General features: G+C 66.7%; 9 protein-coding genes. 2 read left to right on the top strand and 7 right to left on the bottom strand.

Features of this window, described 5'->3' with window-relative positions; translation table 11 throughout:
- Nucleotides 1-28 precede the first annotated feature (28 nt).
- Entirely contained in the window at nt 29-2050 is a 2022-nt protein-coding gene (locus RIT73_RS09780) for a thiamine pyrophosphate-dependent enzyme (RefSeq protein ID WP_309131883.1), read from the bottom strand.
- 161 nt (nt 2051-2211) lie between these two features.
- Between RIT73_RS09780 and RIT73_RS09775 the strand changes: the two genes are divergently transcribed.
- The gene (locus tag RIT73_RS09775; protein WP_309131882.1) at nt 2212-5028 is read left to right on the top strand and encodes an ornithine decarboxylase; all 2817 of its coding nucleotides are present in this window, start codon (nt 2212-2214) and stop codon (nt 5026-5028) included.
- Nucleotides 5029-5141: 113 nt separating this feature from the next.
- Here the strand turns inward: RIT73_RS09775 and RIT73_RS09770 are convergent, their stop codons facing one another.
- From RIT73_RS09770 to RIT73_RS09750, 5 genes are all read right to left on the bottom strand, one after another.
- Nucleotides 5142-5921 (bottom strand): amino acid ABC transporter ATP-binding protein, encoded by a 780-nt coding sequence (locus RIT73_RS09770; RefSeq protein WP_309131881.1) that lies wholly within the window; start codon nt 5919-5921, stop codon nt 5142-5144.
- The gene (locus RIT73_RS09765) at nt 5921-6715 is read right to left on the bottom strand and encodes an amino acid ABC transporter permease (protein ID WP_309131930.1); all 795 of its coding nucleotides are present in this window, start codon (nt 6713-6715) and stop codon (nt 5921-5923) included. Before RIT73_RS09765 ends, RIT73_RS09770 begins: the two co-directional genes overlap by 1 nt.
- A gap of 273 nt (nt 6716-6988) precedes the next feature.
- Nucleotides 6989-7795, bottom strand: coding sequence for a transporter substrate-binding domain-containing protein (locus RIT73_RS09760; RefSeq protein ID WP_309131880.1), 807 nt, complete (start codon nt 7793-7795; stop codon nt 6989-6991).
- A 455-nt stretch (nt 7796-8250) separates the two neighbouring features.
- Nucleotides 8251-9687 carry an MFS transporter gene (locus RIT73_RS09755; protein WP_309131879.1) on the bottom strand — a complete coding sequence of 479 codons (1437 nt, stop codon included), beginning with the start codon at nt 9685-9687 and terminating at the stop codon, nt 8251-8253.
- A 187-nt stretch (nt 9688-9874) separates the two neighbouring features.
- Nucleotides 9875-11086, bottom strand: coding sequence for an MFS transporter (locus tag RIT73_RS09750; RefSeq protein WP_309131878.1), 1212 nt, complete (start codon nt 11084-11086; stop codon nt 9875-9877).
- A gap of 278 nt (nt 11087-11364) precedes the next feature.
- Between RIT73_RS09750 and RIT73_RS09745 the strand changes: the two genes are divergently transcribed.
- The gene (locus RIT73_RS09745; protein ID WP_309131877.1) at nt 11365-12858 is read left to right on the top strand and encodes an MFS transporter; all 1494 of its coding nucleotides are present in this window, start codon (nt 11365-11367) and stop codon (nt 12856-12858) included.
- Here RIT73_RS09745 and pcaC read toward each other — a convergent pair.
- Nucleotides 12855-13280, bottom strand: coding sequence for a 4-carboxymuconolactone decarboxylase (pcaC, locus tag RIT73_RS09740; protein ID WP_309131929.1), 426 nt, complete (start codon nt 13278-13280; stop codon nt 12855-12857). The two genes, RIT73_RS09745 and pcaC, sit on opposite strands and share 4 nt — an antisense overlap.
- Nucleotides 13281-13370: the final 90 nt, after the last annotated feature.

Here is a 13370-nt window from a genome sequence, read left to right as displayed (position 1 = left end):
GGACGCACTGTCACAGCGTGACGCATTGTCACAGCCGTGCGCTGCGGACGGCGGGATCGGTGATGCAGTGGACGAGAGCCAGGCCCTCGTGCGCGAGTGCGGCGGCGAAGGCGGCGCGGAAGTCCTCGGTGCGTTCGACCCGCAGCCCCAGGCCCCCGTATGCGGTGGCCAGTGCTGCGAAGTCGGGGTTCTGCAGCGCGGTGCCGACCGCTCGTCCCGGGTAGTCGCGGTCCTGATGACCGCGAATCGTGCCGTAGACCGAGTTGTCGTTGACGACGACCGTGAGGTTGACGCCGTACTGCACCGCGGTGGCGAGCTCCTGGCCGTTCATGAGGAAGCAGCCGTCGCCGGCGATCGAGAAGATCGTCCGCTCGGGGTGGACGAGGCCTGCGGCGACGGCCGCGGGAATTCCGAATCCCATCGATCCGTTGCGCGGCCCCAGCGCCGAGGGGAACGAGTGCGTCGGCAGGAACCGCGTCGCCCAACCGGCATAGTTCCCCGCCCCGTAGGTGATGATCGCGTCCCCGGGCAACAGCTCCCTGACATGGACGAATGCTTCGTCCATGTCGACGTACCCGTCCGAACCGCTGTTCGCCGAGATGATGCCCGTGTCCATCGAGTTCGCCGTGGCGGAGCCCGCGGCAGCCGAGTTCGCCGAGGTGCTTGCAGAGTCGGCGGGGACGCGGGGGATGCGCCAATCCTGGAACTCGGCGCGCGCCTCGCGGATCCACTCGGGAAGGTCCTGTGGCTCCTCCGCCGCGAGGATTCTTGCAGCCCCGGGCTGCCCCGTCGCGGCGCTCGCGGACTCGCGCCTCGCATCATCGCCTTCGCCCGGGTCGACGATGGAGCCGTCGGCGCCGACGGTGTACGTGCTCTCGCCAGGGCTCTCGTGAGGTCCGTGGGTCTCATGGAGCTTCCTGGCCAACGCCCGGACTGTGGTGACGATGTGCTGATCGAGCCGGCCGTAGTGACCCTGGGCGTCAGGGTCGGGCCCGACGACGACGGTGGGCTGGGTGGTGCCGATCGTGAAGCCGTCGGTGGCGATGTCGGTGCGCACACAGCCGAGGAAGACGTGCAGGTCGGCGTCGTCGAATACCCGCTTCGCCACGGGTGCCGCCCCGAACCCGAGGATGCCCGTGAAGTTGGCGCCAGCATGATCGATGCCGTCGTAGGCCCGGAACGTCCCGAGCACGGCCATGCCCATGTTCCGGCTCCACTCGGCGATGACCGCTGCGGCCCTCGGGGACCAGTCCTCCCCGCCCACGATGAGCACCGGGCGGTCGGCGGCGTTGATCCGCGCCTCCAGTTCGACGATCGCGCCCGCGCTCGCCTCGGGGATGCCGACGGCTCGCGGCGGCAGGACCTCACCGGCGGTGGGCTGGACGAGGATCTCCTCAGGGAGACCGACGACGACGGGACCCGGCCGGCCGGACACGGCGGTGTGCATGGCGTCGGCGACCACCTCGGCGGCCTTGTCGGGGTCATCGAGGACGAGGACCTTCTTCGTCGTCGTGGAGAACCATCCGGCGAGGTCGAATTCCTGGAAGGCCTCCCGTCCGCGCTGTTCGGTGGGGATGAGGCCGACGAAGACGACCATCGGGGTGGCGTCCTGGTAGGCGGTGTGGACGCCGACCATGACATTGGAGGCGCCGGGACCGCGGGTGACCATCGCGATGCCCGGGACTCCGGTCATCCGGCCCTCGGCCACGGCCATGTAGGACACGCCGCCCTCCTGGCGGCAGACGATCGGTTCGACCGTCGAGTCATGCAGTCCGTCGATCACGTTGAGATAGGACTCGCCGGGGACGAGGTAGACGCGTTGGACGCCGTGGGCCTCGAGCTCGGCGACGATGAGATGGCCGGCCGAGCGCACCTCGGACGCATACCTATCGTCCGCCCTGTCGGAATCGAAGGACGGGGAGCCTCCGATGGATGGTGTCTCGGCGAGCCCGGGTGCGGCGGCGGACGACGACAAGGCAGCTGGCGACCGGTGGGAGACGGCGGAACGGGAGGTCGGCGACGGTGCCGAAATCTGCTCGGTTCTGTCCATGCTTCATGCTTATCATTCTTTTGTCTCAAGTGGGCGGAGCATTGCGCATTCGATCTCACTACGCCGTATGATCTGTGCACAATGAACTGTGCACAACGGATCCTGGGGTCGTTCGCTTCGGGTCCCTGGACCGTTCGCAACATCAAAGCCAGGGGGCTCATATGACGGGCATCGACGCCGACGACCACTCCGAGCGGGCACTCTTCATGCCCGGCCCATCCGTTGCGGGAGGCTCATCGCGAACCCGCTTGGACTCGAGCTTCCGCTCCCATCCGCAGACGGCCAAGCTCGAACGGGATCCGGGGATGCCGGCCAGCACGTGGCGCCTGCGCTCGGACGCCTGGGAGTACCTGAAGTTCGCGGTCAAACGACTCGCACTGTCCGGCGGGGACTTCTCCTTCATCGCCGCCGACGGCGAGGTGTGGCGGTCGCTGCGCGCACTGAAGACGATCGAGCTGTACTGGGCAGGCTTCGGCCAACGCTACGTCGAGGACATTGCGGAGCTGCTGGCCGACGGCGAGTTCGACAAGGCCCACGACATGATCACCCGCGCCGTCAACCGGCTGCGCGGCACCACCGTCCCCGACGTCAAGGAGGACGTGCTCACCGAAGAGGAGCAGGCCGAGCACCGCGACCGGCAGGACCCGCGCCCGCGCTTCGAAGTCCTCATCGTCGACGAGACCACCGACGCCGGACGCGATGAGCTCCACTCCGACCTGCTCAAGCTGCGCAGCCCCTCCGACCTGTTCATCTACGACTACGTCATCGTCCCCACCGCCGATGACGCCGTGGTCGCGGCGCTGACGAACCCGAACCTGCTCGCCTGCGTGATCCGTCCCGGCTTCACCGACCGGACCCGGCAGGTGCTCAGCCGCGACCTCCGCGCCGCCGTCTCGATGGCCCACGAGGGCACGACCAGTTCACCGACGACGCCGATGAGCCCGCTCAACTCGGTGCGGCGGGTGCTGCGCCTGGCGGACACCCTGGCCGGGCTGCGTCCCGAGCTCGACCTCTACCTGATGGCCGGTGCCCACATCGAGAGCCTGGCCGGAGCGCTCACCCATCGGTTCCGCCGCGTGTTCCGCCGCGAGGACCAGTTCGAGCTCCATCTGTCCCTGCTCCGCCGGATCGGCCACCTCTACGACACCCCGTTCTTCGCCGCAATCCAGGAGCACGCCCGCCGCCCGGCCGGCGTCTTCCACGCCCTGCCCGTCTCGCGTGGTGGGTCCGTCGTCGGGTCGAAGTGGATCAGCGACTTCGTCGACTTCTACGGGCTCAACCTGCTGCTGGCCGAGACCAGCGCCACCTCGGGAGAGCTCGACTCGCTGCTCGCCCCCGTGCGGACGCTGAAGAAGGCTCAGTCCCTGGCGGCTCGCGCCTTCGGTGCCAAGCGCACGTACTTCGTCACGAACGGGACGTCGACGGCGAACAAGATCGTCCACCAGGCCGTCGTCTCGCCCGACGAGGTCGTCATGGTCGACCGCAACTGTCACAAGTCCCACCATCACGCGCTCATGCTCACCGGGGCCCGCACCGCGTACCTCGAGGCCTACCCGCTCAACAACGTCGCCTTCTACGGTGCGGTGCCGCTGAATCGGATCAAGCAGCTGCTCCTCGACTACCGGGCCGCCGGTCGCCTCGACGAGGTGCGGATGATCACCCTGACGAACTGCACCTTCGACGGCATCGTCTACGACCCGCTCAGGGTGATGTCGGAGTGCCTGGCGATCAAGCCCGACCTCGTCTTCCTCTGGGACGAGGCCTGGTTCGCGTTCGCCCGGTTCCACCCGGTCACCCGCAAGCGCACCGCCATGGTCGCCGCCGAGCGCCTCGAGGAGACGCTCAAGTCCAACGCCCACGAGGCCGCGTACCGGCAGCAGCAGAAGCGCCTGTTCGACCCCGAGACCGGCGCACCCGCACCCGACGAGGTGTGGCTGTCCGAGACCCTGCTGCCGCCGCCGACGGCGCGAATCCGGGTCTACGCCACCCAGTCCACGCACAAGACGCTGACCGCGCTGCGGCAGGGATCGATGATCCACGTCTACGACCAGGACTTCAACTACGGCGCCGAGGATGCCTTCCACGAGGCGTACATGACCCACACCTCGACCTCGCCGAACTACCAGATCCTCGCCTCGCTGGACCTGGGCCGTCGGCAGGTCGAGATGGAGGGCTTCGCCCTGGTCCAGAAGCAGCTCGACCTCGCCACCAGCCTGTCGTCGGCCGTGGCTCGGCACCCGCTGCTGAAGAAGACGTTCCGAGTGCTCACCGCCAGGGATCTCATCCCCGCCGAGTACCGGACGACGACTCGGACGATGCCTCTGCGCGACGGCATGGCGACGTTCTGGGAGGCCTGGACGAAGGACGAATTCGTGGTCGACCCAAGCCGCATCACCATCGAGATCAGCGGCACCGGCGTCGACGGCGACACGTTCAAGCACGAGCACCTGATGGACCGGTACGGCATCCAGGTCAACAAGACGAGCCGCAACACCGTGCTGTTCATGACGAACATCGGCACCTCGCGCTCAGCCGTCGCCTACCTCATCGAGGTGCTGGTCAAGCTGGCCGGCAAGTTCAACGACTCGCGTCCCGCGCTGGATGCCCGGCCGGAGGCGATCATGCCCCCGCTGCCCGACTTCAGCGCCTTCGCCCCCGAATACGCCGCCGAGGTGCCGGTCGCCGATCCCACGCGCCAACTGCCCGACGGCGACCTGCGCAGCGCCTACTACGCGGGCCTGCGTCGGTCCTGCATCGAGCACGTCCTGCCGCATGAGCTGCGGCGCCGGCTCGAGGCAGGCGGCAAGCCGGTCTCAGCCGGTTTCGTCACCCCGTACCCGCCGGGCTTCCCGGTGCTCGTGCCCGGTCAGATCATCACCGCCGAGGTGCTCGACTTCATGTCCGCCCTCGACACCCGGGAGATCCACGGCTACGACGCGCGGCTGGGTTACCGGGTCATCCTCCCCCGGGAGCAGTAGGGGCGCACGGGGGTGATCGAGAAGGCATGATCAGGCACGGTTTGCTTTGAAAAGCACCGGGCGCAACCCGGGCTTTTCAAAGCAAACCGTGCCGATTTCGAAATGAACCAGCCTTAGCCCAGCTGGCCGGGGTGGAGCACTCGGGCGAGGAAGTTCTGCGTCCGCTCCTCCTTCGGGTTGCCGATGACGTCCTTGGCCGGCCCCTCCTCGACGACGACTCCGCCGTCCATGAAGACCACGCGGTCGGCGACCTGCCGGGCGAACTCCATCTCGTGGGTGACGACGACCATCGTCATCCCCGCCTCGGCGAGGGAGCGCATGACCTGGAGGACGTCTCCCACGGTCTCGGGATCGAGCGCCGAGGTGGGCTCGTCGAAGAGCATGACGTCGGGGTCCATGCTCAGCGCACGGGCGATCGCCACGCGCTGCTGCTGGCCGCCGGAGAGGGAGCCGGGCTTGGCGTCGATCTTCTCCGACAGCCCCACTTTGTCGAGATTCGCCTCGGCGGTGTGGTTCGCCTCTTCCTTGGATCGGCCCAGGACCTTGATCTGAGCGACCGTGAGATTCTCGCGCACGGTGAGGTGGCCGAAGAGGTTGAAGCTCTGGAAGACCATGCCGATGCGGGTGCGAGCGGCGTCGATGTCGAGGTCGAGATCGGTCATGTCCATGCCGTCGACGACGATCGAACCGCCCGAGGGGGTTTCGAGGACGTTGATGCACCGCAGCATCGTCGATTTGCCGGAGCCGGACGGCCCGATGACGCAGACGACTTCACCCTTGCGGACGTCGAGGTTGATGTCGGTGAGCACCTGATTGGAACCGAAGCTCTTCTTCAGGTTCCTGATCGCGATGAGCGGGGTTCCGGAGTCCGGTGCGGTGGTGGTCTCGGTCATTACTTCACTCCTGCTTCGGCGGAACCGTACTTGCGTTCGAGGACCCGCGACAGATACGACAGCGGGATCGTGATGATGAGGTAGCACAGGGCGACGACGATGAACGGCGTGAGATTCGCGGTGTTGACGATCTCCGCCCGGGCCAGCGCAGTGAGCTCACGGCCGTCGACCGAGGAGCCGAGGATGTAGGCCAGCGAGGAGTCCTTCGTCAGGAGGATGAGCTCGTTGGTCAGCGGCGGCAGGATGATGCGCATCGCCTGAGGCAGGACGATCGTGAACATCGCGCGAGAGGACGACATGCCGAGCGACCTGGCGGCCTCGACCTGTCCTTTCGGCACGGCCTGGATGCCAGCACGGATGGTCTCGGCCATGTACGCCGAGGACACGAGCGCGAGAGCGATCATGATGATGTAGAGCTTGGGCAGTTGGAAGCCGGGGAACGCCAACGGCAGCCCGAAGCCCATGACGAGGAAGACGACCAGGGCAGGCAGGCCGCGGAAGAACTCGATGTAGACGAAGGCCAGCCAGCGGTAGACGCCGACCGATGACAGTCGCATGAGTGCGAGCACGATCGCGATCGCCAGACCGAGGGCGAATCCGAGGAGGGTGAAGACGACGGTGTTCTTCAGCGCTTGGGTGACGACCTCCGGGAACATCGCAGCGGCGATGTCGACGCGTCCGAAGGTGCCGATCAATGTGGGCCAGTCCGCCATCAGAGCGACGACGACCGCGATGACGATGAGCAGGCCATATTGGATGCCGCGAGAGATCTTCGCCTTCTGCCGACGGCTCATCTTCGCCTTCGGTGTGGCGACCGCCTGTGGGGCCGTCGGTGGGCGGCCAGTCTCTCCGCCGTCATTGGTGGTTCGTGGGGTGGACATGAGTGAAGTCCTTCACTGAAGTGGGTGGAGGCGGATCGGTCCCGCCCCGACTGCTGGGTGTACGAGCGTGGTCACGGAACCGGCCGGAGCGCATGCCCCGGCCGGTTCCGTGGTGCCGAGATCAATCGGCTGCTGAGGCCGTCCGGTTCGCCGTATGGGCACCGGAGTGATCATCGGACGCTGAGATCATTCCTTGGGAGCGTCCTTGCCGAACCACTTCTTGTAGATCTCGTTGTACTTCCCGGTGTCCTTGAGCTCCTTGACGGTGTCGTCGACGGCCTTCTTCATCGCCGTGTTGCCCTTCTTCATCGCGATGCCGTAGTTCTCACCGGTGTCGATGTCGAAGCCGATGGCGAAGCCCTCATTGTTGGCGGCGTAGTCATAGAGCACACCGTTGTCGTTGATGACGGCGTCGGCCTGACCGTTCTTCAGCGCTTCGAGAGAGAGGGGGAGGTCTTCATAGGTGATGACCTCGGCATCCTTGAAGTTCTCGGTCGCGTAGTCCAGCCCGGTGGTTCCGGACTGCGCGGCGATCTTCATCCCCTTGAGGCCCGCAGCATCTTTGACAGACTTATCCGACTTCGTCAGGATCGCCTGGTTGGCGGCGAAGTAGGGTTCGGAGAAGTCGATCGCCTCCTGACGCTCCGGGGTGATGGTGATTGCGGCGGCAGCGACGTCACACTGGTTCTGGGCGAACGAGGCGCCTGCGGTGATCGGTTCGAACGGGACGTTGACGATCTCCTGCTCGACTCCGAGCTTTTCGGCCACCGCATCGACGACGTCGACGTCGAAGCCCACGACCTCGCCATCCTTCTCGAACTGGAACGGCTGGTAGGACAGGTGGGTGCAGGTGGTCAGCTTGCCTTCCTTGACCAGCGGCACGCCGCCCTCACCGGTGGCTGCGGGCTCGGATTCGCTCCCGCCTCCACCGCATGCCGACAGGGCGAGCATGGCGCCTGCGGCCACCGCGGCCAAAGTGATCCGTCGCTTCATCTTTCCTCCAGGTGCATCGGTGACACTTCGTCACGAATGTGGGCCGTCCCTGCATCGGTGCGGGGACGGCGACTGGAAGAAATCGTATCGTGTCATGAGTCACAAGGCCGGAAGTGAGTTCTGTTCAGGGCAGTTGTGACTGAATCGTAGTTTTCGGCGGAGTGGTTGCAGAGGCGATGCTCAGCGGGGTTCTGCCTGGTCAGGGGCGTGCGCTCCGGGAATGTGCGCCGCGGTTCAGGGTCGCTCTGTGGTGAGGGAAATTTCCGACTGATTGGACGAAAATGCCTGAGCCGGCGGCCGCTGGCGCAGGCAGTCGTCGGATCCGAATAGCCGCGTGGGCCCCACTGATGAGTGGGGCCCACGGTGTGAAGCGGGGCAAACGCCGGGGCGGCCGCGCCGCGGCTCGACGCCAGGGCGGCTACCGGCCTGGTCTGTGGCGGCTCAGTGCGAGCCCGTCAGGCGAGCTCGGACTCCATATCGATGTCCGAGGTGTCCTCGGCCAGCCACAGGGCGATGAATGTCAGGACCGCGGCGGCGATGATGTAGAGGCCGCAGTAGAAGATCGTTCCGCCTTCTGCCTGCCACAGGGCCACCATCGCGAAGGGTGCAGGTCCTGCACCGATGACGCCGGCCATGTTGTAGGACACCGCCGAGCCTGTGTAGCGCACGTTCGCGGGGAACAGCTCGGGCAGGTAGGCGGCCATCGGACCGAAGGTCAGTCCCATCAGGGTGAAGCCGATGATGAGCGCCGAGATGACTCCGACGGTTCCCGCGTTGAACAGGACATTGACGACGAGGCCATAGGCCGCGATGAGCACCGTCACGCCCAACAGCATCTTCCGTCGTCCGAGCTTCTCGGCCAGGGGGCCGGAGACGAGGGTGAAGATGCCGAAGAACACGACGCCGATGATCAGGTACGTGAGGAACTCATCCTTCGTGTAGCCCAGCCCCGCGACGAAGCCCGCGGGATCGAACGGCTTGCCCGCAGCCTCGGCGGCGGTCCGGGCCTGCTCGACCGACGCCGGCGAGGTGCCGTACGTGAGGGTGAACGCGGTCATGAAGTAGAAGATCACGTAGGTCGCGAGCATGATGAAGGTGCCGAGGACCAGCGGCTTCCAGCTCGTGACGAAGACGCGGGAGATCGGGGCGCGGGTGACCTGGTTGCGCTGTTCGACGAGCTGGAAGGCGGGGGTCTCCATGAGCGAGAGGCGCACATAGAGGCCGACGGCGACGAGCAGTGCCGAGAGCAGGAACGGGATGCGCCAACCCCACGCCAGGAAGTCCTCCGGGGAGGTCCAGCGGGCGAGGCCGATGAACAGCAGGTTGGTGAGGATGAAGCCGGCAGGGGCGCCGAGCTGCGGGAACGTGCCCCAGATGGCTCTCTTCCCCTTCGGCGCGTTCTCGGTCGCGAGCAGGGCCGCACCGGACCATTCGCCGCCGAGGCCCACACCCTGCGCAAAGCGCAGCAGGACGAGGAACAGGGGTGCCAGGACCACCCAGCCGGGGGTGGCGGCAGTGGGGAGGAGGCCGATGAGGAAGGTGCCGATGCCCATGATGAGCAGAGAGGCGACGAGAGTCTTCTTGCGTCCGATGCGATCACCGAAGTGGCCGAAGATGACCGAGCCCACCGGGCGGGCGACGAAGGCCACGCCGAAGATCGCGAACGAGCTCAGCAACTGGGTCGTCGAGGTCTGATTGGGGAAGAACAGGGCAGGGAAGACCAGCGACGAGGCGGTGGCGTAGGCGTAGAAGTCGAAGAACTCGATCGTGGTGCCGACCATCGAGGCGGTGAGCACCTTGCCGCGGGTATTGGTCTTGCGGGCCAGCGCGATCGAGTCAGCCTGGTCCTGCGCGTTCGAATGGGGACCGGAGGGTTGGGTTTCGGTGGACATGTTCCTTGTGTTTCGTCAGTTCAGCAGGGGCGACTCAAGTGGAGGTGGCTCGTGTCGGTGGACTGCGGCTCGGGGTGGTGTCCGCAACCGTAGGACTTTACGCCGCAATTCGGCCTTCCGGATCGGGAATCTCATCTGGTGAGAGACGCCCGCTGTGAGAAGGGGAAACGAGTCTGGGGAACGAAGCTCAGGATTCGATGCGAGTGCGCGGGCGCTGGGAGGCGGGGCCGCCTCGGCGGAGGGCGATGGCGACGGTCAGGACGACGAGGCCGGCGATGCACAATCCCACGCCCACCCAGGCCGGAGCGCGGTAGCCGAGGCCCGCGCTGATGACGACCCCGCCGAGCCAGGCGCCGAGGGCGTTGGCGAAGTTGAACGCGGCGTGGTTCATGGCCGCACTCAGGCTCGGGGCGTCGGTCGAGTCGCGCAGCAGGCGCATCTGCAGGGACGTCGTGATCAGGGAGCCGGCGACGCCGATGAGGAAGAGGGCGACGATCGCAATGGCTGCGATCGAAGTGAAGGCACCGAAGGTCGACAGGACCAGGGCGGAGAGGGTCATTCCGAAGACTCCGGAGCGTTCGATCGACTTGTCGACGATCGGCCCGGCGATGAGGGAGCCGGCGGTCATGCCGAGTCCGTAGACGGCGAGCACCCAGGGGATGGCGGCGGTGGGAACGCCGGCGACGTCGGTCATGGTCGGGGTGATGTAGGTGTAGACGGCGAACATGCCACCGAAGCCCACGGATCCCGCGACCAGGGTGAGGATGATCTGGGGCCGGGCCAGCGCCTTCATCTCCCCGCGAGCGGACGGTGCCGCGGACAGCTTCACGCGGGGCACGGCGATGGCGACCATGATGACGGTGAGGATCCCGAGTGCCGCGACGAGGGCGTAGGCGCTGCGCCAGCCGAGCATGTTGCCCAGTGCGGCGGCGAAGGGGACGCCGAAGATGTTGGCGATCGTCAGACCGAGCATGACGCGGGCCATGGCTCTGCCGCGTCGGTTCGGCGCGGCCAGGGAGGCGGCGACGATTGCGCCGACGCCGAGGTACGCGCCGTGCGGCAGGCCGCTGGCGAAGCGGGCGATGTTGAACAGTGCCGCACTGGGGGCGAGCATGGACGCGATGTTGCCGAGCGCGAAGAGGGCCATGAGCCCGAGGAGCAGGTTCTTGCGGTCCATGTGGGCGGCGATCGTCGTGATCAGCGGCGCCCCCACGACGACGCCGATCGCGTAGAAGGACACCGCATGTCCGGCCTCCGGGACCGTGATGCCGAGGCCGGCCGCGATGTCGGGGAGGAGCCCCATGGTTGCGAACTCGGTGACCCCGATGCCGAATGCGCCGATGGCCAGGGCGAAGACGGCGAACTTGTAGACGCGGCGGGACACCGGAGCATCGGTCATGGAGGTCCTTTACGAGGAGTGGGGCGACGGTTTCGTGGACTCGGCAGGATATCGATCACAGCGGAATCGTCCGCGAGATCTGATATGCCGTGAGTGAACCAGCCTATTGGTGCCCCTGGCCATTCCGATAGCCCTCGTGCCGCAATGTGACGATGCGAACAGCAGTCGGAGTTGGGGCGGAGGGCAGAGGAGAAAACTGTTGTCGACCTGCCGCCCCGGGGCGATACTGGTGTCGGTGGCTGCGGAGCCGTGGCCATCTCTCACACCCCGAGGAAGTCATGGACGACGCGAATCCCCTCCCACCCCAGCACGATGTCTCCGCCCCATCGCCACACGATGTCTCCGCCCCATCGCCACACGATGTCTCCGCCCCATCGCCTCATGGTGGCTCGAATTCTCCGGCATCCGCTCCGGGTCAGGCCACCGGCGACCCCATCCCCCCGCCGCACGGGCAGCGGACATTCCTGCACATCCTCGTCAACACCGCGGTCGCCAACACGACGACGAGCTTCCTCTGGTTCGCGCTGACCTTCTGGGTCTACCTCGAGACCCGCTCGGTCCTGGCCACCGGCGTCATCGGGGGCGCCTACATGCTCCTCGTCGCGGTCTTCTCGATGTTCTTCGGCACCCTCGTCGATCGCTTCCGCAAGCACACGGTGATGGTCCAGGCGACGCTGGGCACCCTGGTCCTGTTCGCGCTCTCCGGCGGCATCTACCTCGTCTTCCCCGAATCCGTGCTGCTCGACCTCCGGGGCCCGTGGTTCTGGATCTTCGCCGTCGTCATGCTCGCCGGAGCCGTGGTCGAACAGCTGCGCAACATCGCCCTGTCCACCACCGTCTCGCTGCTGGTCGCCGGTCCGCGCCGGGCCAACGCCAACGGACTCGTCGGCACGGTGCAGGGTCTGGGGTTCCTCGTCACCAGCGTGTTCAGCGGACTCGCGATCGGGATGCTCGGGATGGGGTGGTCGATCCTCATCGCCGTGGTCCTCGTCGCGGCGTCGGTGGTGCATCTGCTCATCCTGAGAATTCCCGAACCGGTGATCATGCAGGCGGAGGGGCAGGCGAAATGGGTCGACGTCCGCGGCGGGTTCCACGCCGTCCTCGCCGCTCCGGGGCTGCTGGCCCTCGTGGTCTTCACGACGCTCAACAACCTCGTCGCCGGCGTCTACATCGCGTTGACCGACCCGTACGGCATTGAGGTCTTCGGCAGCGTGGAGCTGTGGGGCGTCGCGCTCGCCGTTGTGTCCTCGGGATTCATGGTCGGCGGCGCGGTGATCGCGAAGTTCGGGCTCGGGAGCAACCCGATCAGGACGATGCTGCTCTTCGCCGCCCTCATCGGCGTCATCGGTGCGGTCTTCGCCCTGCGCGACTGGTGGTGGCTCTACGGGCTCGGGCTCTGGGTGTTCTTCGCGATCATGCCGGCTGTCGAAGCCGCCGAGCAGACGGTCATCCAACGAGTCGTGCCCTTCCGTCAGCAGGGCCGGGTGTTCGGCTTCGCGATGACGTTCGAAGCGGCTGCGGCCCCGATCACCGCCTTCCTCATCGCCCCGATCGCCGAGTTCTGGACGATCCCCTACATGAAGACGGAGGCCGGTCGCAATGCCTGGGGTTGGCTGCTCGGTGAGGGGCAGGTGCGGGGCATCGCACTCGTCTTCGTCGGCGCAGGGATCGTCGCGACCCTGCTCGGTCTTGGGGCGTTCCTCACCCGGTCCTACCGGTTGCTGTCGACCCAGTACGCCGAGGCGACCGAGGCCGACTCCGTGGTGACCTAAGCGTCCCCGACCGCGTCCTCGTCCATCTCCGCGAGAGTTCTCGCGGCGACTGCGAACGCGGTGTTGGCGCTGGGCACCGAGCAGTAGATCGCGGACTGGAGCAGGACCTCCTTGATCTCGTCGTGGCTCAGACCATTGCGGACGGCCGCCTTGACGTGCATGGCGAGTTCGTCCTCGTGTCCGCCCGCGATCATCGCAGTGAGCGTGATCGCCGAGCGCATCCGCCGGTCGAGTCCCGGCCGAGTCCAGATCTCGCCCCAGGCGTAGCGCGTGATGAGGTCCTGGAAGTCAGCCGTGAAGTCGGTGATCTTCGCGTTCGCTCGGTCGACGTGGGCGTCGGAGAGGACTTCGCGCCGCACGGTCATTCCCGCGGCGTGCACGTCGTCCCGGCTGGCCTCGCGGGGACCCGAAGCGGTGGGCATCTGAGGCGCCGAGGTGGCTGAGGCGATGTCGGTGCCGTGCTGGAAGTCGTGGAGGAGTCCGGCGGTGACCTCTGGTGCCTCGATCGGCAC

The sequence above is a fragment of the Brevibacterium sp. genome (assembly GCF_031179145.1).
Classification (GTDB): domain Bacteria; phylum Actinomycetota; class Actinomycetes; order Actinomycetales; family Brevibacteriaceae; genus Brevibacterium.
This window is presented reverse-complemented; position numbering and strand designations above follow the sequence as displayed.

Excerpts from the sequence above, each read along its gene's own strand:
- RIT73_RS09780 (WP_309131883.1), bottom strand. The coding sequence starts at position 2,050 with ATGGACAGAACCGAGCAGATTTCGGCACCGTCGCCGACCTCCCGTTCC.
- RIT73_RS09775 (WP_309131882.1), top strand. The coding sequence starts at position 2,212 with ATGACGGGCATCGACGCCGACGACCACTCCGAGCGGGCACTCTTCATG.
- RIT73_RS09770 (WP_309131881.1), bottom strand. The coding sequence starts at position 5,921 with ATGACCGAGACCACCACCGCACCGGACTCCGGAACCCCGCTCATCGCG.
- RIT73_RS09765 (WP_309131930.1), bottom strand. The coding sequence starts at position 6,715 with ATGAGCCGTCGGCAGAAGGCGAAGATCTCTCGCGGCATCCAATATGGC.
- RIT73_RS09760 (WP_309131880.1), bottom strand. The coding sequence starts at position 7,795 with ATGAAGCGACGGATCACTTTGGCCGCGGTGGCCGCAGGCGCCATGCTC.
- RIT73_RS09755 (WP_309131879.1), bottom strand. The coding sequence starts at position 9,687 with ATGTCCACCGAAACCCAACCCTCCGGTCCCCATTCGAACGCGCAGGAC.
- RIT73_RS09750 (WP_309131878.1), bottom strand. The coding sequence starts at position 11,086 with ATGACCGATGCTCCGGTGTCCCGCCGCGTCTACAAGTTCGCCGTCTTC.
- RIT73_RS09745 (WP_309131877.1), top strand. The coding sequence starts at position 11,365 with ATGGACGACGCGAATCCCCTCCCACCCCAGCACGATGTCTCCGCCCCA.
- pcaC (WP_309131929.1), bottom strand. The coding sequence starts at position 13,280 with ATGCCCACCGCTTCGGGTCCCCGCGAGGCCAGCCGGGACGACGTGCAC.